The organism is Psychrobacillus sp. FSL K6-4046 (assembly GCF_038624605.1).
GTDB lineage: Bacteria > Bacillota > Bacilli > Bacillales_A > Planococcaceae > Psychrobacillus.
Genome location: NZ_CP152020.1, coordinates 1,854,799 through 1,876,105 on the forward strand (window position 1 = coordinate 1,854,799; position 21,307 = coordinate 1,876,105).

At 36.8% G+C, this 21,307-nt stretch carries 25 protein-coding genes; 19 read left to right on the forward strand and 6 right to left on the reverse strand.

Annotation, left to right across the window (positions count from 1 at the left end; translation table 11 throughout):
- The first annotated feature begins 7 nt into the window (after positions 1-7).
- The 8 genes from MKY09_RS09130 (at position 8) to MKY09_RS09165 (ending at position 8,443) form a co-directional block, all read left to right on the forward strand.
- The gene (locus MKY09_RS09130; protein WP_251553053.1) at positions 8-388 is read left to right on the forward strand and encodes a 5-carboxymethyl-2-hydroxymuconate Delta-isomerase; all 381 of its coding nucleotides are present in this window, start codon (positions 8-10) and stop codon (positions 386-388) included.
- Positions 389-472: 84 nt separating this feature from the next.
- Entirely contained in the window at positions 473-1,957 is a 1,485-nt protein-coding gene (gene hpaB / locus MKY09_RS09135) for a 4-hydroxyphenylacetate 3-monooxygenase, oxygenase component (protein WP_251553054.1), read from the forward strand.
- A gap of 47 nt (positions 1,958-2,004) precedes the next feature.
- On the forward strand, positions 2,005-2,466 hold the full coding sequence (locus MKY09_RS09140; RefSeq protein ID WP_251553204.1) for a flavin reductase family protein: 462 nt from the start codon (positions 2,005-2,007) through the stop codon (positions 2,464-2,466).
- A 40-nt stretch (positions 2,467-2,506) separates the two neighbouring features.
- A complete protein-coding gene (gene hpaI, locus MKY09_RS09145) occupies positions 2,507-3,433 on the forward strand; it encodes a 2,4-dihydroxyhept-2-ene-1,7-dioic acid aldolase (RefSeq protein ID WP_342568131.1) in 927 nt (308 codons plus the stop codon).
- An 18-nt stretch (positions 3,434-3,451) separates the two neighbouring features.
- Positions 3,452-4,963 carry a 5-carboxymethyl-2-hydroxymuconate semialdehyde dehydrogenase gene (hpaE, locus tag MKY09_RS09150; protein ID WP_342568132.1) on the forward strand — a complete coding sequence of 504 codons (1,512 nt, stop codon included), beginning with the start codon at positions 3,452-3,454 and terminating at the stop codon, positions 4,961-4,963.
- Positions 4,964-4,980: 17 nt separating this feature from the next.
- Complete coding sequence (hpaD, locus tag MKY09_RS09155) at positions 4,981-5,964, forward strand: 3,4-dihydroxyphenylacetate 2,3-dioxygenase (protein WP_342568133.1); 984 nt, start codon at positions 4,981-4,983, stop codon at positions 5,962-5,964.
- A gap of 307 nt (positions 5,965-6,271) precedes the next feature.
- The gene (locus MKY09_RS09160) at positions 6,272-6,673 is read left to right on the forward strand and encodes a VOC family protein (protein WP_298471046.1); all 402 of its coding nucleotides are present in this window, start codon (positions 6,272-6,274) and stop codon (positions 6,671-6,673) included.
- A 150-nt stretch (positions 6,674-6,823) separates the two neighbouring features.
- Positions 6,824-8,443: a catalase gene (locus MKY09_RS09165; RefSeq protein ID WP_298471045.1), complete on the forward strand. Its 1,620-nt coding sequence runs from the start codon at positions 6,824-6,826 to the stop codon at positions 8,441-8,443.
- Positions 8,444-8,547: 104 nt separating this feature from the next.
- Here the strand turns inward: MKY09_RS09165 and MKY09_RS09170 are convergent, their stop codons facing one another.
- The gene (locus MKY09_RS09170; protein ID WP_144542062.1) at positions 8,548-10,119 is read right to left on the reverse strand and encodes an IS1182 family transposase; all 1,572 of its coding nucleotides are present in this window, start codon (positions 10,117-10,119) and stop codon (positions 8,548-8,550) included.
- A gap of 188 nt (positions 10,120-10,307) precedes the next feature.
- Here MKY09_RS09170 and MKY09_RS09175 point away from each other — a divergent pair, with 188 nt between their 5' ends.
- Complete coding sequence (locus tag MKY09_RS09175) at positions 10,308-10,952, forward strand: SDR family oxidoreductase (protein WP_298471044.1); 645 nt, start codon at positions 10,308-10,310, stop codon at positions 10,950-10,952.
- A gap of 85 nt (positions 10,953-11,037) precedes the next feature.
- Here the strand turns inward: MKY09_RS09175 and MKY09_RS09180 are convergent, their stop codons facing one another.
- Positions 11,038-11,166 carry a hypothetical protein gene (locus tag MKY09_RS09180; protein WP_277347061.1) on the reverse strand — a complete coding sequence of 43 codons (129 nt, stop codon included), beginning with the start codon at positions 11,164-11,166 and terminating at the stop codon, positions 11,038-11,040.
- Between the two features lie 662 nt (positions 11,167-11,828).
- Between MKY09_RS09180 and MKY09_RS09185 the strand changes: the two genes are divergently transcribed.
- The 9 genes from MKY09_RS09185 to MKY09_RS09225 all read left to right on the forward strand — a co-directional run bounded on the left by MKY09_RS09185 (position 11,829) and on the right by MKY09_RS09225 (position 17,795).
- Positions 11,829-12,206 (forward strand): nuclear transport factor 2 family protein, encoded by a 378-nt coding sequence (locus MKY09_RS09185; RefSeq protein ID WP_342568134.1) that lies wholly within the window; start codon positions 11,829-11,831, stop codon positions 12,204-12,206.
- Between the two features lie 61 nt (positions 12,207-12,267).
- On the forward strand, positions 12,268-12,501 hold the full coding sequence (locus MKY09_RS09190; RefSeq protein ID WP_342568135.1) for a hypothetical protein: 234 nt from the start codon (positions 12,268-12,270) through the stop codon (positions 12,499-12,501).
- Between the two features lie 215 nt (positions 12,502-12,716).
- Complete coding sequence (locus MKY09_RS09195; RefSeq protein WP_342568136.1) at positions 12,717-13,061, forward strand: PadR family transcriptional regulator; 345 nt, start codon at positions 12,717-12,719, stop codon at positions 13,059-13,061.
- A gap of 1 nt (position 13,062) precedes the next feature.
- A complete protein-coding gene (locus MKY09_RS09200) occupies positions 13,063-13,743 on the forward strand; it encodes a permease prefix domain 1-containing protein (protein WP_298467640.1) in 681 nt (226 codons plus the stop codon).
- Positions 13,721-14,287 (forward strand): DUF4825 domain-containing protein, encoded by a 567-nt coding sequence (locus MKY09_RS09205; protein ID WP_342568137.1) that lies wholly within the window; start codon positions 13,721-13,723, stop codon positions 14,285-14,287. The genes MKY09_RS09200 and MKY09_RS09205 overlap by 23 nt, the downstream gene beginning before the upstream one ends.
- A 1-nt stretch (position 14,288) precedes the next feature.
- Positions 14,289-14,993: a class I SAM-dependent methyltransferase gene (locus tag MKY09_RS09210; RefSeq protein ID WP_342568138.1), complete on the forward strand. Its 705-nt coding sequence runs from the start codon at positions 14,289-14,291 to the stop codon at positions 14,991-14,993.
- 29 nt (positions 14,994-15,022) lie between these two features.
- Entirely contained in the window at positions 15,023-15,205 is a 183-nt protein-coding gene (locus MKY09_RS09215) for a hypothetical protein (RefSeq protein WP_169358279.1), read from the forward strand.
- A gap of 150 nt (positions 15,206-15,355) precedes the next feature.
- Entirely contained in the window at positions 15,356-15,766 is a 411-nt protein-coding gene (locus MKY09_RS09220) for a GNAT family N-acetyltransferase (RefSeq protein ID WP_298467629.1), read from the forward strand.
- A gap of 73 nt (positions 15,767-15,839) precedes the next feature.
- A complete protein-coding gene (locus tag MKY09_RS09225; protein WP_342568139.1) occupies positions 15,840-17,795 on the forward strand; it encodes a S9 family peptidase in 1,956 nt (651 codons plus the stop codon).
- A gap of 127 nt (positions 17,796-17,922) precedes the next feature.
- Here the strand turns inward: MKY09_RS09225 and MKY09_RS09230 are convergent, their stop codons facing one another.
- Together MKY09_RS09230 and MKY09_RS09235 are read right to left on the reverse strand one after the other, a co-directional pair.
- Positions 17,923-18,123, reverse strand: a complete 201-nt coding sequence (locus MKY09_RS09230) for a YqaE/Pmp3 family membrane protein (RefSeq protein WP_298467623.1) — start codon at positions 18,121-18,123, stop codon at positions 17,923-17,925.
- Between the two features lie 110 nt (positions 18,124-18,233).
- Entirely contained in the window at positions 18,234-19,046 is an 813-nt protein-coding gene (locus MKY09_RS09235; protein WP_169358282.1) for an STAS domain-containing protein, read from the reverse strand.
- Between the two features lie 198 nt (positions 19,047-19,244).
- On the opposite strand from MKY09_RS09235, the gene MKY09_RS09240 reads away from it, so the two are divergent.
- Positions 19,245-19,376, forward strand: coding sequence for a hypothetical protein (locus tag MKY09_RS09240; RefSeq protein ID WP_298467659.1), 132 nt, complete (start codon positions 19,245-19,247; stop codon positions 19,374-19,376).
- A 97-nt stretch (positions 19,377-19,473) separates the two neighbouring features.
- Here the strand turns inward: MKY09_RS09240 and MKY09_RS09245 are convergent, their stop codons facing one another.
- Together MKY09_RS09245 and MKY09_RS09250 are read right to left on the reverse strand one after the other, a co-directional pair.
- Positions 19,474-20,775 (reverse strand): hemolysin family protein, encoded by a 1,302-nt coding sequence (locus MKY09_RS09245; RefSeq protein WP_169358283.1) that lies wholly within the window; start codon positions 20,773-20,775, stop codon positions 19,474-19,476.
- Positions 20,776-20,809: 34 nt separating this feature from the next.
- Positions 20,810-21,271, reverse strand: coding sequence for a MerR family transcriptional regulator (locus tag MKY09_RS09250; protein ID WP_205963948.1), 462 nt, complete (start codon positions 21,269-21,271; stop codon positions 20,810-20,812).
- Positions 21,272-21,307: the final 36 nt, after the last annotated feature.

A 21,307-nucleotide genomic window follows, 5' to 3' on the forward strand; every position in this document is an offset into this window, starting at 1 on the left:
AATTGATTTGCCTCATTTTATTGTAGAGTATACAGACAACTTAAAGGAAGACATTAACGTGGAGCAGCTTTTAAAAGATGTTCATCAAATACTTATAGCTAGAAACGATACATTCCCAATTGGAGGAATTCGATCGAGAGCAATCGAGCTAACAGATTATCGAGTAGCTGATGGGTTAGAGGATGATGCCTTTGTACATGCCACATTAAAGATTGCTGCAGGTAGGTCTGAAGAAATCAAGGCAGAAGTATGTGACACTATATTCGAGGTTATTAAAGCTCACTTCGATGAAACGATGAATAAAAGATACTTAGCACTGTCTATGGAATTGGTTGAATTTAGTGATTCAGGAACGTACAAGCAGAACAATATTCATTCTCGTTTTTAAATATCATCATGCTTTAAATCATATATTATTTCATATATTCTTGTTTAATTTGTTCAGAAAATTCGGATTTAGGAGGTAGTAAATATGGGTGCTCGAACAGGGAAGGAATACATCCAAGGTGTGAAGGATCGTCAAACAGAGGTGTGGATTCACGGAGAAAAAGTAGAGGATGTGACTACCCATCCAGCTTTTAAAAACGTGATAGAAAGTGTAGCGGGTTTATATGATCTCCAGCATGAAAAGCCAGAAAAAATGTTATACAAATCACCAACTACCGGAGATAAGGTGGGGCTTTCCTTTATCGCACCGAAAACAAAGGAAGATTTGTTTAAAAGAAGAGAAATGCATAGTGAATGGGCAGCTTTTTCGGGTGGAATGATGGGTCGTTCACCTGACTATTTAAACACAAGCATTATGGCGTTTGGAACAGCAAGTAAGTTCTTTGCACAGGAGGGCGGCGGGAGTAAGCAATTTGCTAAAAATGCAGAAGATTATTATGAATATGCGAGAGAGAACGACATCAGTCTTACGCATACACTTATTCATCCGCAGGTGAACCGATCCATGCTAACACAATCGGAACAAAAGGACCCTTTCTTATCTGCCCGTATTACTAAAAAGACGACAGATGGAATTATCATAAACGGTTGTCGCCTTCTAGCTACCTTAGGGGGAATAACGGATGAATTAGTCGTCTTTCCATCTACTATAAATCGAACTCCCGGTACAGTGGACGATCCATTTGCCTTTGCATTTGCTATTCCGAACAACACGCCAGGCTTAAAATTTCTCTCTCGCGAATCTTTTGATTATGGAAAGAGTAAATGGGACCATCCCCTAGGTGCCAGATTTGATGAAAGTGATGCGATTATATCGTTCGAGGATGTGTTAGTGCCTTGGGAGAGAGTCTTCGTTTGTGAAAGCACTGATATTTGTAATCGTACGTATGCAGAAACGAATGCTGTTATCCATATGACGCATCAAGTAATCTCTAAAAACGTTGTGAAAACTGAATTTATCCTAGGTGTAGTTATTAGCATGATGGAGGCCATTGGTATCGATAAGTTCATGCATGTAAAGGAAAAGGCCAGTGAAATCATGGTGATTCTAGAGGTGATGCGCTCTCATTTATACCGAGCAGAGCATAATGCGAAGATAGACCAATATGGCAATATGACTCCAGACTTCGAGCCATTAAATGCAGCAAGAAACTGGTTCCCTAAAATGTACCAGCGTATGAATGAAATTATCAAAATTTTAGGTGCCTCAGGATTAATGGCATTGCCAACTGAAGCAGACTTTAGCAACGATGATGTAGGTTCTTTAGTACATCGCTATACTCAGGGTGCAAATATAAATGGGGAAGAACGTGTGCAGCTTTTCCGTTTAGGCTGGGATATATCCATCAGTGCATTTGGAAATCGACAAGCTCTATATGAATATTATTTCTTTGGAGATCCGGTTCGTATGTCCAATGCTTATTATGATAGCTTCAATAAACAACCGTATAAGGATATGGTGACTAGCTTTCTAAATAGAGCCAAAAAGGAAGCAGGCATACTTTCATAGTAAAGATTTTCTAAAGGAGTGTATCCATGCAACAGCTTAAAAATGAAATAGATAATCAGTTATTCCGAACGATAATGGGCACCTTTGCAACTGGAGTTACGGTAATTACTACAAAAGTAGAGAACGAAGTTTATGGCATGACAGCGAATGCATTCATGTCAGTTTCTCTAGAGCCTAAGCTAGTGGCTATAAGCATAGGAGACCAAGCTAAAATGCATTCTTATATAAACTCATCTAAACGATTTGCCATCAATATTTTGGCTGCTAACCAACTGGAGCTTTCTAAGCAGTTTGCCGGGCAGTTGAATTCAAACCTGGAAGTAGCATTTGATTACTATCAGGAGCACCCTATTTTAAAGAACTCACTTGCAGTTATCACATGTGAGTTGTTTAACCAAATAGACGCAGGCGATCATACTATTTTCATCGGAAAAGTAATAGGGGTAAAGCACGAACCAAGTGAGCCTCTCTTGTTTTTTGGAGGTAAATACCAAGAGTTAAACAAATAGCTGGAGGAAGAAAATAAAGGGTTGAAAGGAGTCGAATAAAATGGCGTATGAAGAAGAAAAAAAGAAGCTAAGAGGTTCTATTTGTCCTGTAGTTACTCCCTTTACAGAAAATGGAGAAATAGATGAGGAATCCTTTAAGAACCTTATCCATTGGCAAATAGAAAGTGGGAGTCACGGTATATCTGTGACGGGTACAAGTGGGGAACCAAGCTCGTTAACGATTAATGAGCGTAAAAGAGTAATGAAGCTAGCCAGTGAAACAATTGCTGGGCGAGTATTTTTTGCACCTGGTACAGGTTCAACCAACCACGACGAAACAATGGAGCTTACTAAGTATGCAGAGGAACTAGGCGCTGATGCTGCTATGGTAATTGTTCCCTACTATAATAAACCAAATCAGGAAGCCTTATATACACACTTCAAAGTAGTTGCAGACTCTGTGAAAATCCCAATTATCATCTATAACATTCCAGGCAGATCTGCAGTAAATATGGAAGTCGGTACGATGAAGAGACTAGTTGAAGCGTGTCCAAACATTGTTGGAGTAAAGGAGGCCAATAAGGATTTTGAGCATGTTAATCGTGTCCTACTTAATTGTGGAAGAGATTTTCTTCTTTATTCAGGAATAGAGCTTCTATGTTATCCAATGCTAGCTATTGGCGGTGCAGGCTTTATTAGCGCGACGGCTAATGTAGAACCTGCTAAAGTAGCGGAGCTTTACAATGCTTGGACAGCTGGAGATGTGGAGAGGGCTCAGGATCTACATTTCGAACTAATGCCTTTGAATGATGCGTTATTTAGAGATACGAATCCTGCTCCGGCAAAGGTGGCCCTAGGGATGATGGGGAAGATAAACCCTAAACTGCGACTTCCATTAGGTCCACCATCACAAGCAGTAAAGGATGAAGTGCGACAGACTCTAATAAGCTTAGATATTCTGCCGAAAGAAACTGCCCCACAATTTTAATGAAAGAAGGTGATGAACATGGTGTCTTCTCATGAGTTAATTTCACTCAAGCATGAAACCCAACAAAGCATTTCCCTCTATATAAATGGTGAGTTTACGCCTGCAGCTAGTGGTGCAACTTTCAACAACATGAATCCTTTTACGAACGAGCAAATCAATACAGTCTCGGAAGGCCAAAAGGAAGATATAGATAAAGCTGTTGCAGCAGCTCGTGATGCTTTTGACAATGGTCCATGGAAAACAATGAAGTTAAGTAAAAGGCTGTCTTATATTTATCGTATTGCAGACCTTATTGACGAGGAAGTAGAACGAATCGCATATTTAGAGGCTTTAGACACCGGTTTGCCAATAAGCCAAACAAGAAAAATGGTAAACCGTGCCTCTGAAAACTTTCGCTTTTATGCAAGAATGGTTGAGAGTCGTCTGGTAGGGGATGTCTATCAGGTGGATGACGAATTTGTCAATTATACGATTCATGCCCCTGTAGGCGTAGCCGGTTTAATAACTCCATGGAATGCACCTTTCATGCTTGAGACATGGAAGATTGCTCCAGCACTTGCTACAGGAAATACAGTAGTCCTAAAGCCAGCAGAGCTTTCTCCTCTATCGGCAAATCTATTAGCAGAGGTGATTCATAAGGCAGATCTACCAAAAGGAGTCTTTAATGTGGTTCACGGTAAGGGAGAAGTAGCTGGTGATGCTTTAGTTAAGCACCCTGATGTACAGCTCATTTCATTTACCGGGGAGACTACAACTGGATCTACTATTATAAAAAATAGTGCAGACACCTTGAAGAGCTGTTCCATGGAGCTAGGCGGCAAATCTCCAATAATTGTTTTTGAGGATGCTGATTTCGAGCGAGCACTAGACGCCTGTGTATGGGGTATCTTTTCCTTTAATGGGGAACGCTGTACAGCTAATTCCCGGCTATTCGTCCAAGAAAGCATTAAAGACAGGTTTATAGATGCATTAAAGACGAGAGTTGCAAATATCAAAGTGGGAGACCCTTTAAATGACCTGACGGAGGTTGGCCCTCTAATTGACCAGGGTCACTATAACAAGGTACGTGGCTATATAGACATAGCACGTGAAGAAGGTACTGAGGTAATCTCAGGACATATTCCAGCTGAATTTTCCAAAGGAAATTTTGTGCCACCAACATTAATTTTAAATGCTCATAACCAAATGCGGGTTGCTAAAGAAGAAATATTCGGCCCTGTTCTAATTGCTATGTCGTTCCAAGATGAAGAGGAAGTCATTAAGCTTGCGAATGACACTATTTATGGGTTGGCAGGTTATGTGTGGACGAACGATATTAAACGTGGACATCGCGTAGCGCATAAAGTGGATGCAGGAATGCTATGGGTAAATGCTCAAAACGTTCGAGATCTTAGAACTCCTTTTGGAGGGACGAAGTATTCTGGTATAGGCAGAGAAGGTGGGCATTACAGCTTTGATTTTTATACGGAGCATAAAATTATTCACGTATCCATTGATGATCATCATATCCAGCAATTTGGAAAACAATAGAAAGGGGGAGAAGGCTATTGGATTTTTCCATTATACGTATCGCTCGCACAGTGCTACATGTTAAGGATTTAGAGCTATCTCGTAAATTCTATGTAGATGGATTGGGGATGATAGAAACCGAGAGAGATGATAGGCATGTCTATCTAAGAGGACTAGAAGAGCATTGTCATCACAGTCTATTACTAAAAAAAGCCGAGAAATCAGTTGTGGAAGTGTTAAGTTACAAGGTGATGAAGGAAGAAGATTTAGAGCACATTGAAAAGTTATTTATTGCTAAAGGACTTAAAACGAAGTGGATTCCTAAAGGAAATCAGTATGCTATCGGTAGAACGCTTAGAGTTCACGACATTTCGGGTATTCCGCTAGAATTTTTTGCAGAAATGCCTACCGTGGATCGGATGCTTCAAAAATACGATCTATATCGCGGAGCAAAAATTCAGCGAATAGACCACGTCAATTGTGCTGTACCAAATGTGCAAAAAGCCTATGATTTTTATGTGAAGAGTTTAGGATTTTCTTGTTCCGAATACACAGAAACGGAAGAAGGTGACTTATGGGCTGCCTGGTTATTCCGAAAGCCTACAGTTCATGATCAAGCGTTCATGAGTGGGCCAGGTCCTAAGCTTCATCATTTTGCGTATACTTTATCTGACAGGCTGAGCGTGCTCGACTGCTGTGATGTGTTGGCTAGTATGGGCTATGCGGATTGTATCGAGCGCGGACCAGGTCGACATGGATTATCTAACGCATTCTTTCTATATTTAAGAGATCCAGATGGTCATCGTATAGAGTTATATACCGGAGACTATTTGACTTGCGACCCAGATATGAAGCCAAAGCGTTGGGATTTAAATGATCCTCTACGTCAAACATTCTGGGGGCATCAGGCACCAGACAAATGGTTCAATGAAACTAGCACATTTATTGATATTGAGACCGGCGAAGAAATAAATAGCGAAGAGCCAAAGCTTGAGCAACGAAAACCGAAAATTTTAGTATAATTATGGATTCATCTGAGATTAGTGCAGATGTGAATTTTTAGACTGTAGACAGACACCCTGAATATTGGTGTTTGCCTATAGTCTATTTTCTATTAAAATAAAGATAAAGTTAGAAATGTTGAATTTCACTGCAAACGGACCCTTACCGTGGGAAGCTTCAATCGCTGCGAATAGTTCAAGGTCTTTAGCTCCGGCTATTTGCGTTGGAGATGCTAACCATAAGAGTTGGTTCCAAAAGACTTTCTGGTCACGCAAACGGGATGCAGTGTTAATCTCACATTTATTTGAGTAAGGAGGGAGAAAGGCTTTGAATGAGAAATTAATAAGAGTTGGAACTATTTATATCCCAGTTTCAAATGTTTCTCTCGCTAGCGATTGGTACCAGCAGCAACTCGGCGCTGTCGAGAACTATAAGGACGAGGAAAAGGCGATTTTGGACCTAGCCAATCAAAGTGTCTTTTTGATTAAAAGTAAAAAAGAAGAAAGTCTGAACTTTAAAGATTTCCATGGGAGAGAGCATTTTGTTTTAACATTTGAAGTAGATGGGATAGATAATCTTCTATTATTACACAAAGAATTCAAAGAAAAAGGATTGCGGGTAGGGGAAATAGAAGATAGAGGACATGCTGGTAGAAATTTTGTATTTCAGGATCTTGATGAAAACAAATTTGATGTATGGAGCGAATTAAGCCCTTCTTTTAAAAAATAATAGGAACTGATAATTAAGAGACTACCTATGTCTCTTTTTTATTTTGTTTAACTGGTTTATTTTTCGATAAACAAGTGATAAATAGGTTTTAAGGTGATATATCAGGGAATTACAAATAAGGAATGCACTATTTCGAAGGAGGATTTCATAATGGCAGAAGAAAAAGAAATGAGAAATGGTTCAACCGAAAGTAACCAAGGAAAAGAGACGCTTACAACTCGACAAGGTCATCCTGTAACGGATAACCAAAATATTCGAACTGTAGGAAATCGCGGTCCTGCTACTCTTGAAAACTATCATTTCATTGAAAAAATTTCACACTTTGACCGAGAAGAAGTTCCTGAGCGAGTAGTTCATGCTCGTGGAGCTGGTGCTTTTGGCTATTTTGAAACTTACGGAAAAGTAGGGGACGAGCCCGTAGAAAAGTATACTCGTGCAAAAGTATTTTCAGGTGCTGGAAAACAAACACCTTTGATGGTGCGCTTTTCAACAGTTGCAGGTTCTAAGGATTCTCCAGAGACTGCTCGTGATCCACGAGGTTTTGCAGTTAAAATGTATACGGAAGATGGTAATTGGGACTTAGTAGGAAACAACTTAAAAATATTTTTTATTCGTGATGCGATGAAATTTCCAGATATGATTCATGCATTTAAGGCAGACCCTGCTTCTAATATCCCTAACCCAGAGCGTATGTTTGACTTTGTTTCTAAATCACCTGAAGCGACACATATGATTACTTTCCTATTCTCCCCATGGGGAATTCCGGCTACATATCGCCATATGCAGGGATCTGGTGTAAATACGTATAAGTGGGTAAATGATAAAGGCGAAGCAGTATTAGTAAAATATCATTGGGAACCAAAGCAAGGTATTCGCAACCTAACTCAAGATGAAGCTGATGCCATTCAGGCAAAAAATGTTGCTCATGCCACACAGGACTTATATGAATCCATTGAGCGAGGAGAATATCCAGAGTGGGAGTTATTTGTTCAAATTATGAGCGATGATGAGCATCCTGAGTTAGATTTTGACCCATTAGACGATACAAAGCTATGGCCACCTGAACAATTCCCGTTCCTACCAGTAGGTAAGATGGTATTAAACCGTAATCCGGTCGATTACCACGCTGAAATAGAGCAGGCTGCATTTGGTACAGGCGTATTAGTAGATGGATTAGACTTTTCAGATGATAAAATGCTTCAAGGTCGTACTTTTTCTTATTCTGATACACAACGTTACCGCGTAGGAGCAAACTATTTGAAGCTTCCAGTTAATGCGCCTAAGGTTCCTGTAAGAACAAATCAGCATCGTGGTCAAATGGATGTGCATAGACCAGAGGAAGCTGGTGGAAATCCACATATCAATTATGAACCATCCATGATAGGTGGATTGCAGGAAGCAGAAAAAACGGAACGAATTAAGCACGAGCCACAATATAATGCTAAGGCTACAAGTGCACCAATAGATCGAGAGAATAACTATGGACAAGCAGGCGAGACTTATCGTAGCTTTGAAGATTGGGAGCGCGATGAATTGATAAACAACCTGTCTACCGCACTTTCGATTTGTGATCCTCGTATCCAAGAGGCTATGGTCTACCACTTTACACAGGCAGACGAAGATTATGGTCGTCGTGTAAAAGAAGGTATCGAGATGAAGATGAAAGAAATGGAAGACTTAAAAAAACAACAAAAACAAGAGAGCTCTCCGGGTGCCAATGCTGCTGCGGATAAAGCAGAAGATGTTGGTCGAGAATCTAAACCTTACTAAGAATTTCAAGAGGCTGGGACAAAACTAGCTTCTAATATTGGAAAAAGAGAAATTGAGCTCACTCAATTTCTCTTTTTCCTTATTTTTATGTATTTTTTATTCTTCTATCTAGTTTTTACCGTGAACTTACGTAAGTTCACGGCCATTAACGCAAGACCCATTTCATTTTCAACCTTCGGTTTCCCACGTACAGAAAATCGTGAGAAACGCAAATTAGCCTTCAAGAATCCAAAAACTGGTTCCACATCAATTTTTCTTTGACGATAGATAGAACCTGTCTTTTCCTCTGAAAGCTTCGCGCTCACATATTCTTTTTGTTGCTCCCACTTTTCGTTCACCATCAACTTTCTATTATTACCTTCTTTTGCTTTCGTACAGGAGGAGCGGAACGGACAACCTGAACAGTCCTCACATTCATAGATCTTAAACTCCCGTTTGTATCCTGTCTTGTCCTCGCGTATGGAATGATATTTAAAGGACAGCTGTTTCTGGTTCGGGCAGGTGTACGTATCGTTCTCTTCGTCGTACTTCCAATTTGCAGTATTGAACTTATTTTGTTTCTGTTTCTTCTTTTGCTCTTTGATGTACATGTTATAGGTGATCAGAGCTTCGCGTTTACGATTAGATAGTATATCGTCATAATTCTGTTCGCTTCCATAGCCTGCATCTGCCACGATATGCTTCGGTAGCTTAAAGTAATTTTTCTCAATCTCATCCAGGAAGGGGATCAAGGTTTTGGTGTCTGTTGGATTAGAAAACAAACTATAGGCAAGCGTGTATTGACCCTCTGTTGCGATTTGTACATTATAACCAGCCTTCAATTGACCATTTTTCATGTAGTCGTCTTTCATCCTCATAAAGGTTGCATCATGGTCAGTCTTTGAATAGCTGTTCCGGGTTCCAAAGATTTCAAAGTCCCGTTGATATTTCTGTTTACGGTAGATATAATCAATCAACTCTTTACGTACCTGCTTTGGATATTTTCGTTCTCTCCTCAAGCTCTTTCGTTCCAAAGCGTCTGACGACGCTTCTATTTGTTGGTCATATTCGGTGATGACATCCTCTACTTTTTGAACCATTTGAGTTAGTTCTTCCAGTGACAGGTGCTCTTCATCTTCTCGTTCCATTTGAGGGATGATCTCCTTTTCAAGCAGTTCGTTATATAGCTGGTTCGATTTTTCTATCAATCCTTTGTTATATTTCTCTACGGATTTTCTCCAGACAAACGTGAACTTGTTAGCGTTTGCTTCAATCTTTGTACCATCAATAAAGATTGCCTCTTGGTCAATGAGTTTTTCTTGGACCAACTGACAGCGGAATTGTACGAAACATTGACGGATTAATTCGCTCACCTCTGGCTGCACACGAAATCGATTGATTGTGCGGTAGCTTGGTTGATAGCCCTGGGCCAGCCACATTATCCGGACACTATCGTATAAGAGTCCTTCAATTTTTCGACCTGAAAAAACAGACTGGGAGTAAGCACAAAGGATGATTTTCATCATCATGCGGGGATGATAGGCAGGGCAACCCGTATTTCGAAGAAATACTTTAAACGCTTCGTCAGGGATGCTTTCAACTAAATGGTGAATATGGAAGGCAATATCGTTTTCTTGTAATTTTACTTCTAAATCTAAAGGCAATACCACTTGATTCATGTTATAATCTTTAAACATAAGGACACTTCTTTCTGTTGGATTTGGTGTGGTAACTTAATTTTATCAGAAAGTGTCCTTTGTTTATGACAAAAAATATAAAGCCGGTGAAATTTTACTTATTGTAAAATTTCATCGGCTTTTTCATTTAAGAGGATGGTTTTGTCCCAGTCTCTCTTTATTTCAATTATCAAAAGGAGTGTATATAAATGAAAGTAATAGTAGTAGGAGCGAATGGTCAGATTGGTAAACAGGTCGTGGAAAAATTACAAGATCATAGTGATCATACGGTGACAGCAGTAGTTCGAAAACAGGAGCAGGTTAATGATTTTAAAGAAAAAGGGATAGAAGCAGTATTACTTGATTTAGAGGGTAAGGTAGACTTATTAACCGAAGCATTTACTGGAGCTGATGCAATCATTTTCGCAGCAGGCTCAGGAGGACATACAGGTCCTGATAAGACATTACTGATTGACTTAGACGGAGCAGTAAAAACAATGGAGGCTGCTGAAGATGCAGGTGTAGAACGTTATATCCTGGTAAGTGCTTATGACGCTGACAAACGAGAAAACTGGAATGCTGAAATGAGACCTTATTATGTTGCTAAGCACTATGCAGATCGAATGCTCGAGCAAAGTAAACTAAACTATACAATCGTCCGACCTGGCGGCTTAATAAATGAAAAAGCATTAGGAAAAGTGACAGTTGGGGTAGATGCAGAGCCGAGTACAATTACTCGCGAGGATGTAGCGGAGATACTGGTAGCATCTTTAGAAGAATCAGGCACCTATCAAAAAAGTTTTAATGTCGTGAATGGGACACGATCCATTAAAGAAGCTATTAAGAATATATAGTAAAAATATATATATTAAACGGACTCCATATTGTGGAGTCTTTTTTTATAGGACTTTTCTTATTCTCTTAAGTTATTAATTAAAACTACTCGGTAAGGCAAACAGCCTTAGTTAATAACTGTATATCATAGAGAATTTCTTGTTTAAAAGCGTCATTTTCACATCTATAGTAATCATCCACTAGTCTAACTAGTTCTATATAAATGAGGTTCATTATAAAAGCCTCCTTCTTCATTAGTCAAAAGTATCTATTCTATTATACCTACTTTTAAGTGGTCATAAACATTTATTTTTGAATATTTACAAGGGAAGAAAAGAAATCATTGACTAACCACTTAAATGAATCATAAAGCTGTCGGACGTTTGGGGAAAAATGCATACTTTAGTGATTGCCTGCACTTTAAAAATGGAATTTAATGGTTTTATTTACAGTCCTCTTACTAGTTTAGAATAAACCGTTATTAACATATCCATTAATTGATTGAAGTTCGAAAGGTTATTGTATAAGGTCGTATAAATACTGTATACGTTCATCGGACGAGTACCATCTCATCTTGTAAAGAAGGGGAGTTAATATATCATATATTATTAATACCTGCATTGAAATAAAAGGGATATAATATTAAATTATAATAGTGTGAATATTTTGTATTTTAGGGGGTTGATTTTATGAATGAAGATTGTTTTAAAGGTGAAGGGGAAAAAGGGTTGTCTAGTAGGTCTTAATTGTTTCCCCATACCTGTTTTTCTTAAAGAAGAATAAGCATTCTCTATCAAGTAAGGCAAAACACAAGACCACTATTGATAAGGGAACATTACTGGCAAAGAGAAAGTGAAGGTCAAAACCTGACGTATTAACTAATAAGGAGAAAAACCATGAATATAGAGAGTTTTCACACTGTGCTGATTAAGCACTTAGATTTAATGCAAAATAAAGATATTATTCCTTTTCTACAAACTATTTCTGAACAAGAAGATATAAGTGTAATAATGCCTAACGGTCGCTTGATTAGCGGGTATAAAGATGTCGCTGAATTTAATAAAGATTGGTTTGCTGATATCGATTGGAGTTTAAGTTATCAAATCATTAAAGAAGAGTGTACAGACGAGATGGGCTACGCTGTTGTGGAGATTGAGTATAAGGACGTGGATCAGAATGGGAATCCATATAACAAAATTTATTACCTTACATTAATATTTAAAAAAAATAATGAAAAATGGTTGTTGGTTCATGATCAAAATACCTTTACTTGAAATGAGTAATTGTGAGTGCTTAAAGATAAGCAGTTTAGTGGCAATGTAAAGAGGTGAATTAATGGATAACATTGATAAACGGAATCGATTGGGCGAGGAAGTCTTTACGTATAGAATTACGAAAGATAAAAAAGTATTTATCTCTTTTCAAGGAAGACATGTTACCACGCTCGTGGGAACAGCTAGCGAAAAATTTTTGAGCAAGATCCATTCTGCAGACTTCAAGGAAGCACAATTGCTAATGGCCAAAGCGACCGGAAATTTTAAGCATGGAAATGAAAAGGATAACAAATAATTTAAGTTCAGTTTATAATAAACAGCTTATTGATTTTAAAATCATAAGCTGTTTATTTTTTTATTTGATTTCCTTTTAGGAAAGCCCCTATTTCTTTCCTGCTTTTCTTGATTTGTCATGATGAGAGGGCGGGGAAGCAATTATTTTTTTATTTATGACATAGTACTTTGACAGACATAGTAATTTGATATACATTGTAATAAGAGGTGATAGGCTTGTCAGAAAATGAAGTAAGTGCTGATTTAATAAGGGGTCATATCGATACCATTATTTTAAAGGTTTTAAAGGCAGGAGATAATTATGGATATGAAATTATGAAGGCTATCTCAGTCGGTAGCAATGGAGAGTATATATTGAAAGAGCCGAGTTTATATAGCAGTCTGAAACGATTAGAAAAGTTTGGATTTATCCATGCCTACTGGGGTGATCAGTCACAAGGTGGCCGACGAAAATATTATACGATTACAAAAGAAGGCTTAGCGGCCTACGAAGTAAATGTAAGAGCATGGAATCGCGCAAAGGTGCTCATTGATCGATTAGTGTTAGGAGGAAGTGATTAAGATGAATGAGGTTCGAAAGTATGTTAATAAGATGTTCACTGGATACCCAAAAAATGAAGAAACATTAGAGTTGAAAGAAGAAGTCATCGGAAATTTAGAGGCAGAAATTGAAGACTTAGTTGCGAATAAGGGTTTAACTGCAAAACAAGCTTTTAGGATTAGTACCGAGAAAATGCCTAAACTGGATAGTGTAATAGAAGGCTTACAAACAGTTCAATTAAGCAAAGTGTTGGTCGAGCTTACGCAATGGTCGCTGATTTATTTATTGATAGCATGGATCATCTCTATTCCGTTTAATGTTTTTAGTTCCTTAAGGGCTACGAGCTGGCTGTTGTTAATAATCATATTAATAATTGGCGTATTTTATATCGTGTTAAAAATCATAGCAGGTTCTTTAACGAATGAAAGAACAATCCAATTAGCTTTTATGAATAGATGGCAAAAATGGATTTGGATTATTTGGGCATTGTTTATGGTAGCGCAGTGGGGAATGATTACTGCCATCCATTTTGGTAGTGATCTATGGTTTGGCCGTAATATCTCTATTGAAGGTCCTTATCAATTCGGTCAGACTATAGCAGCCTATTTGGCTCCATTTTTCTCCATCATTGTACCTTTATTAATTAACAGATTTAAAAACATAGTTATCAGAGGAGGTAATGAAGCGAACTATGAAGAATAAGTTAATAATTGGATTATTCATTACTGGGCTTATACTTTTTGGATGGATGAACCTTTTTTACCTACCAGAAAAAGAAAATTTACAAGCGGAAGAAATGCTACGGCAGCTTGATCCAGAGACCCATGATTTTAGCAAGGTGCTAGTATATGAAAATCTATATATGGGAAACAACTCAAATAATGCACATTTGTTTCAATCACTTCCTTTACAAAATTATTTGAATGGCTTTGAACAGGACCCTGATCGTTTTTTGTTAATCGTGAATTATAAAGATTTAAGTGACGTTTCTCCTCGTCAAGTACAACAATCGGTCATTTATAATACTACAGCTGCTTTTGTACTTATTAAGAATTTGGAACAAATAGAGTTAAGACTTCCAAATGAAACTTTTCTCGTTAACAGAAGCAATGTAGAGAGTGTTCTAGGGAATTTAGATGAGCTTTTAGATCCTCTGTTATTTGAAAAAGAAGTGCAACAGCGATTAAAAACGGAAGAGATAAAGGATTGGTTTGACCAGTATTTACAAGTCAGCAAGGAGGGCTAACATGAAGGATCGTGTCATTCAGGCGTATAACCAGCTCGCCGATGATTATGAATTTAACGTCGATCAAAGAAGTATATATAACACGGAGTATGAGAGACCAGAAATGGTCAAACAAATGCCTTCTAATTTAAATAATTTAAGCGTTTTGGATGCGGGTTGTGCTGCAGGATGGTATACCTCCCAGCTTATACGTGAAGGGGCAACGGTTACAGCAATCGATATCAGTACTAAAATGGTAGAGGCAACGAAAAGAAGAGTAAGGGACAAAGCTAATGTTCTTTGCTTAAGCCTAGAAGAAGAACTTCCCTTTGAAGACAATAGTTTTGATCTCATTATTAGCTCATTAGTCCTTCATTATATCAATGATTGGGAATTGACATTTAGAGAGTTTCAAAGAATCTTAAAGCCAGGCGGTCAATTCATATTTTCGGTACACCACCCATCTATGGATATAAGATTGGCTAAGGAAGGAGATTATTTTTCACATGAATTTATAATAGATCAGTGGAAGCGCGATGGGAAAATAATTGAAGTGCCTTTTTATAGGAGACCTATGCAAGCCATCTTAAACGAAACTTTAAAATATTTTAAATTAGAGCGTCTTATAGAGCCACAGCCTACGGAAGAATTTAAGAAGATAGATCCTAAAGGTTATCACAAGCTGATGACAACACCACATTTTTTGATAATTAACGCTAGAAACTGAGGGACATAAGGGTTAAGGGGGGATTAAATATGTCTAAAGAGTTTATTGCCATAATATCAATAGTTTCTGTAGTGATCTGGATGGTAGTTTCCCAAGAGGCTGTAAAACCCTCAAAAGAGATAAATTGGTGGAAAATGATAAGCTTACTTTCTGTAGGAACCGTATTGGTATTAGGGTTAACCATTTCCCTTTTTCAAAGCCTGCCGTTCTAGGATAGGTAACTGGGTTCTTGTTGAATATCTAAACAACCATATGATTTATAAAAGGACTTAGTTTGTTTGAGTAAGCTAAGTCCTTTTATCCTACTAAAATGATTACACTTTATAATAAATTTTATATTTACTTATCTTGGAGGAGTTAAAATGTCTATAAAAGTAATCCATCATTACACTGAAAAGCATTTAACAGACTTGTATCAATTATTTCAAAATGAATGGTGGACAAAAGAGCGTAGCTTAGCTGATATAAAAACAATGATTGATTTGAGTCATGTAACGATAGGCTTAGTTGATCAGGACTCAGGTGATCTAGTGGGTTTCGCAAGAGCAATTTCAGATGGGGTATACAGGGCGTTTATTTTTGATGTAATTGTAAAAGAAAACGGTCGGAAGCAAGGATATGGGTTAACTCTAATGAACAGTCTGTTAAATCACTCAGTCATTCAGGATGTAGAGCGAGTCGAGCTTTATTGTCCTGAAAGATTAGTTTCCTACTATGAGCAATTTGGATTTTCTACCGATGTGAATGGTAGTACATTAATGAGGTTAAAATGATAACGGAAAGGACAAGGAACAGGGGGAAATATGGCTTTTATAGATTGATTACCTTTACAAGGGGGGAAACAAAATGATTGAAAGGAAATATCTAAGTATAGAAGAGATTATTTCATTACCAACTTTATCGGATATCCATATTAGTGAGGATGGTAAAAAAGTAGCGTTTGTTAAGAAGACAGCCAGCTGGCAACACAATAAATACAAAAATCATATATGGATATATGGAAAAGATAAAGAGGACTGTAACCCATTAACAACTAGAGATATAGAAAGTACATATCCGTTATGGGCTCCAAATTCTAAAGATATTGCATACCTTAGTCCAGTTGGTGAACAGGCTGATAAAAAGAATCAAATCTTTGTTAAATTGAAAGAAGGAAATAGCTCAGTTCAAATTACTGATGAAAAAGAAGGAGTCAGTAAATTCAAATGGGAGCCAACTGGCAAGGGTATATATTATCTTGCACAGTCAAAAGAATCTGAGGTACTAAATAAACGAAAGGAATTATATGGAGATTATCTTCATATAGGTAAGGAATACCAAAATAATTGTTTATATTATATAAATCTTGATAAAGAGGTACAAAATGACAATCCAGAAAAACAACATAAAGTAGTTCAACTTACCAATGGGAAAGATTTTCATGTTCAAGAATTTGATATTTCATTAGACGGAAAAAAGGCAGTAATTTTGGCTACACCTAGCCCTGATATGGGTGATTATATGAAGAGTGACTTATACATATTGGATATTCAAGCTGTCGAGCTTCAAAAGCTGAATATAGATAGGCTATTGGGTGGCTGCGTTTGCTTCTCTCCAGCTGGCAACAAAATTTGTTACCAAGCAAGTATTAGGGAGAAAGATTACTATGAAACTCATATAGAAGACAGCACGTTAGAAATTTATGATATGAATAGTGGAAAGGTAATTCATCCGTTAACTGATTTTGATAGTACGGTAGTTCCTATACGGTGGACAACTAAAGGGATTTTAATCAAATGGCAGGACAAAACTAATTACCTTATGGGATTGTTATCTGAGTATGGAACGCTAGAAATGCTAAGTGAAAAAGTAGATAGTTTTATAATGAATGCTTACATAACGAAAGATGGAAATCATATATCCTATACTAAGGCTAAAATAAATGAAACCTTTGAAATCTATTTAAACGATAAAAAGATTACGAATGAAAACAGCTTTTTTAAAGGAAAGCTTAAAAGTAACAGGGAAGTAACCTCATGGAAAAGTAAGGATGGGGTTGATATAGAAGGGGTTTTATCAACACCAGTAGATTTAGACCCGAATAAAAAATATCCTTTATTAATGGTAATCCATGGTGGTCCTGCTTGGGCAGCATTCCCAATATTTTCGGACTGCTTTAATGAGAAGTATCCTATAGAGCAGTTTATAGAAAAAGGATTTATAGTTTTAGAACCTAACTACAAGGGAAGTTCTGGTTATGGTAATGAATTCTTAAAAGCAAACTACAGAAAACTTGGAATTGCTAACTATGATGATATTATAGCTGGAGTAGATAAACTGGTTGACGTAGGGATTGCGGATAATGATAGGGTAGGAGTTATGGGATGGAGCAATGGAGGATATTTATCCGCATTTTGTTCTACTTTTAGTAATAGATTTAAAGCTGCTTCCGTTGGAGGTGGTATTACTAATTGGAGAACCCATTATGTTAATACAGATATACCATACTTTATTCGGATGTGTTTAGGAAATAATCCATGGAATGACCCAGAGATATATTCAAAAACGTCACCAATGCATTATATTACATCCGCCTCTACTCCGACTTTAATACAACACGGCGAAATGGATGCAAGAGTACCCATTCCAAATGCATATGAGCTATATCAGGGATTAAAGGATATGGAAGTTGATACAGAGTTAGTTATATTTAAAGGGATGGCGTATAGTCCCGATCAACCGGGAATGAATGTGGCTATTATGAAACAGAATTTAATGTGGTTTTCACATTATATTCTTGGAGAAAGTATGAAGGACTTTTAGGAGTAATAATAAATGAATCCCATAAAGCTATAAGTGTCTAATTCAAAATAAAGCTCCAGAAATTTTGCTTTTTGCAAAATTTTTGGAGCTTTTTAGAGGGGCAATTTTATTCCCTGCAAATATTCGATTATTTATTATTCCTTTTTATTAGCTCTGTTTGTTTAAGCATTCGTTTATTTGCTTTATGGTCATGTACTACAAGGATAGCATGAATAATTCCAGGTACGTAACCTAAAAAACATAGTAGTAAATTAAGAAAAGCTTGAAATGGCTTCCCGGAGAATAAAACTGCTACTGGTGGTAACACAATAGCTAAAAGATACATCATAGTTACTAGCTCCTTACAAGGATTTGTACACAATCATACAGAACAACTTGTAGGATTAGCAAACTATAACATAGTGGTATATAATGGGTACTTTTCCTGAAGTAATAATATTAATTAATGCTTTCTAATGCAATCTTTAAATTAGGGTAAATGACATCTGCAGCCACATCTATTCCTTCATTAATGGTCATTTTAGCTAAATCAGGGCAAATCCCTGTTGCCATAACACTAATTCCCATTATACGAATCATTTGAACCAATTCGTTTATATATTGAACGTTTCCTTTATCGATTTTATATACCCCTGAAAAGTCAATTATAACGTAAAACACACCAGCACTTGCTATTTTAGGAGTTAAATTTTCTATCATATAGTCTATCCGATATGTATCAATGTGTCCTACCAATGGCAAAACTATAATTCCTTCTTTAACAGGAACTATTGGTGCTCCGACCTTTGCTAATTCCATTTGGGACATCTTTTGGTATTCGCTTGCTAGATACTCATAATTGGCAACCGTTTCGTTAAGGCTCATATCTAACATTCTGTTAACCTGTTTAATCAATTTACTTAGCTCTTTCAAATTAAGATCGAATGTGATTGCTAAATTAGTCAGTATGTCAGTAATTACATTGCGAGTAGGGAGATATCTGACTACTAGGGTAGATAGATTACCATCAAGAGAAACCATTGCTGCATTCTTTTTACTCCATATTAATAAGGATTCAGGGATTTTCTCCTCACCACTTAAAATATACTCTCCTATAAAGGTAACAAACTCAATATACATATTTTTAGCTTGTTCCTGTTCCCAACGAGGTATATCCATATCAAGAGAATTGATTACCTCATCAACGATATTACTAGCCAACAATTCTTTATTATTAAAGATATAATCTGAAATACTAATAAGTGGGCTCATATTTCTTCTCCCTTTTTTTTGCCTTCTTACTCATCATAAAAATTCATTTCTTTTAAGTCAAGCTTTCTCTTGTTAAAGTAGAATATTCTATAACCAAGAGAGATTAAAATTATGATTTCAAGCAGGTAAAAACGTTAATATGATAGAACATAGTATTACATTAGAAAATTGAAAAGATGCTAAAGAGTCGAATAACTAATGTTAGCAGGGGGTTACGAAGTTGAGGTGAATCCCATTATATATGGACCTGTTACTGGCTTATGGATGCCACCTGAAGAGAATAGTGCTGAACTTATAGTTGAGAAGGCATTAAACCTATTAATAAATTAATTATTAAGAAAATATGCTAAGTAAGTCATGTAACAATGATTGAGCCAATATAAATAAAACCCATTTTGAAATATCAAAATGGGTTTTATATATTAAATTAAGCATTAAATTTTTGTACTTCGATAAATTGGATATGATTGTCTTGTTTTTCATTGATGGAGAATATATAACCTCCATACTCAATTTGTTCATCCATGTGTAACTCTATGTCCTGAGTGTAATACCATCCACCAATTGTATCTACATCAGGATTATAAAGATCTATTTTCAACAATTTCGCGACATCATCAAGTAACACATTTGTGTGAATGATATAGTGGTCTTCTTTGACTTTCCGAACATCTGCTATTTCGTCGTCATCAAATTCATCTCGGATTTCTCCTACAATTTCCTCCAAGATATCTTCAACGGTTACAAGTCCAGACGTACCACCATATTCATCTAACAATATAGCCATATGAATACGCTCTTTTTGCATTTTTAATAACAGACTATTAATCGGAGTAGTTTCTATAGTATTAATCACAGGATTAACAAAATCCTCTATATTGAAGTTTTCCAATGTTATACGATTATTAATACCTAGAGTTAAGAAATCTTTAATATTAATAAATCCAATGATATTATCTCTATCTTCTTCATAAACAGGGTAGCGTGTATAACGTTCCTCTGAAATCGTAGTTAATACCTCATTAAAGGTAGCTTTTCTTTCAAAACCAATAATTTGAGTACGAGGTACCATGATTTCACGAGCAATGCGGTCATCGAATTCAAATACATTATTTACATACTTCAATTCATTTTGGTTAATTTCCCCGCTCTTATAACTCTCCGCAAGTAATAATCGAAGCTCTTCTTCTGTGTGAGATAGTTCATGTTCTGATGCTGGTCTCATACCAAAAAGCCCAACGAGCAAGCGAGCAGATCCATTTAGGAACCAAATGAATGGATATAGGATTTTATAGAAAATCATAATCGGTTTAGCAAAAACAAGGGTAACTGCTTCTGCTTTTTGGATAGCTATTGTTTTTGGAGCCAACTCACCGACCACGACATGTAAAAAAGTAGCGATTAAAAATGCAGCACCAATCGTAAAGTAATGAATGTTGTCCGTACTAATTCCAATTGTTTCAAACAATGGATGTAGGATAAATTCGAATGTCGATTCACCAACCATCCCTATTCCTAAAGCAGTTACAGTAATACCAAGCTGACAGGCAGACAGGTATTCATCTAAGCGTGATGTAACTTGTTTTGCAGCCTTAGAACCTTTACGACCTTCTGCTACTAACTGATCTATTCTGGAATGACGTACCTTTACGATAGCAAACTCCGTAGCTACGAAGAATGCGGTTAAAGCGATTAATATGACAAAAATAGTTAAATTCAATGCGGTCAATAAGTTGTCTTACTCGAAAGTAAGACTTCACCTCCTAAGTGATTAATAATAATAAGGATTGCATAAGAGCAACACTTTCTGATGAAACTTTCTGTTTGATGGAATGCTTTGTGTTATCTTCCTTCTCATTTATTTGTTCCAATAAGTGAGAAACTTCTTTTTCTAAATATTGCATCTGTAATCGTATTTCCTGGATATCAATCTCTTCTATACTATCTTTGGCAAGCTCTCTTTTTATTTCTTCAAGTGACATACCTTTTAACTTTTTCTCTTCTATAACTCTTAGTCTTTCAATAGCCTCATAAGGGTAGTAACGATAGTTGGAACTAGAACGTTCAGCATCTAATAGCCCTAGAGTAGTATAATAATCGATGGTACGCTTAGTAATGCCACTTTTTTCAGCTAACTCGCCAATTCTTAGTTTCTCTGTCCCAATAGTATCACTCCTAACCGTAACGTTAGGGTTTAGTATAGTATGAATTTGAGGTAAATGCAAGGAACATGAAGGATTACAAGCTGTGAGAAGTTGAGG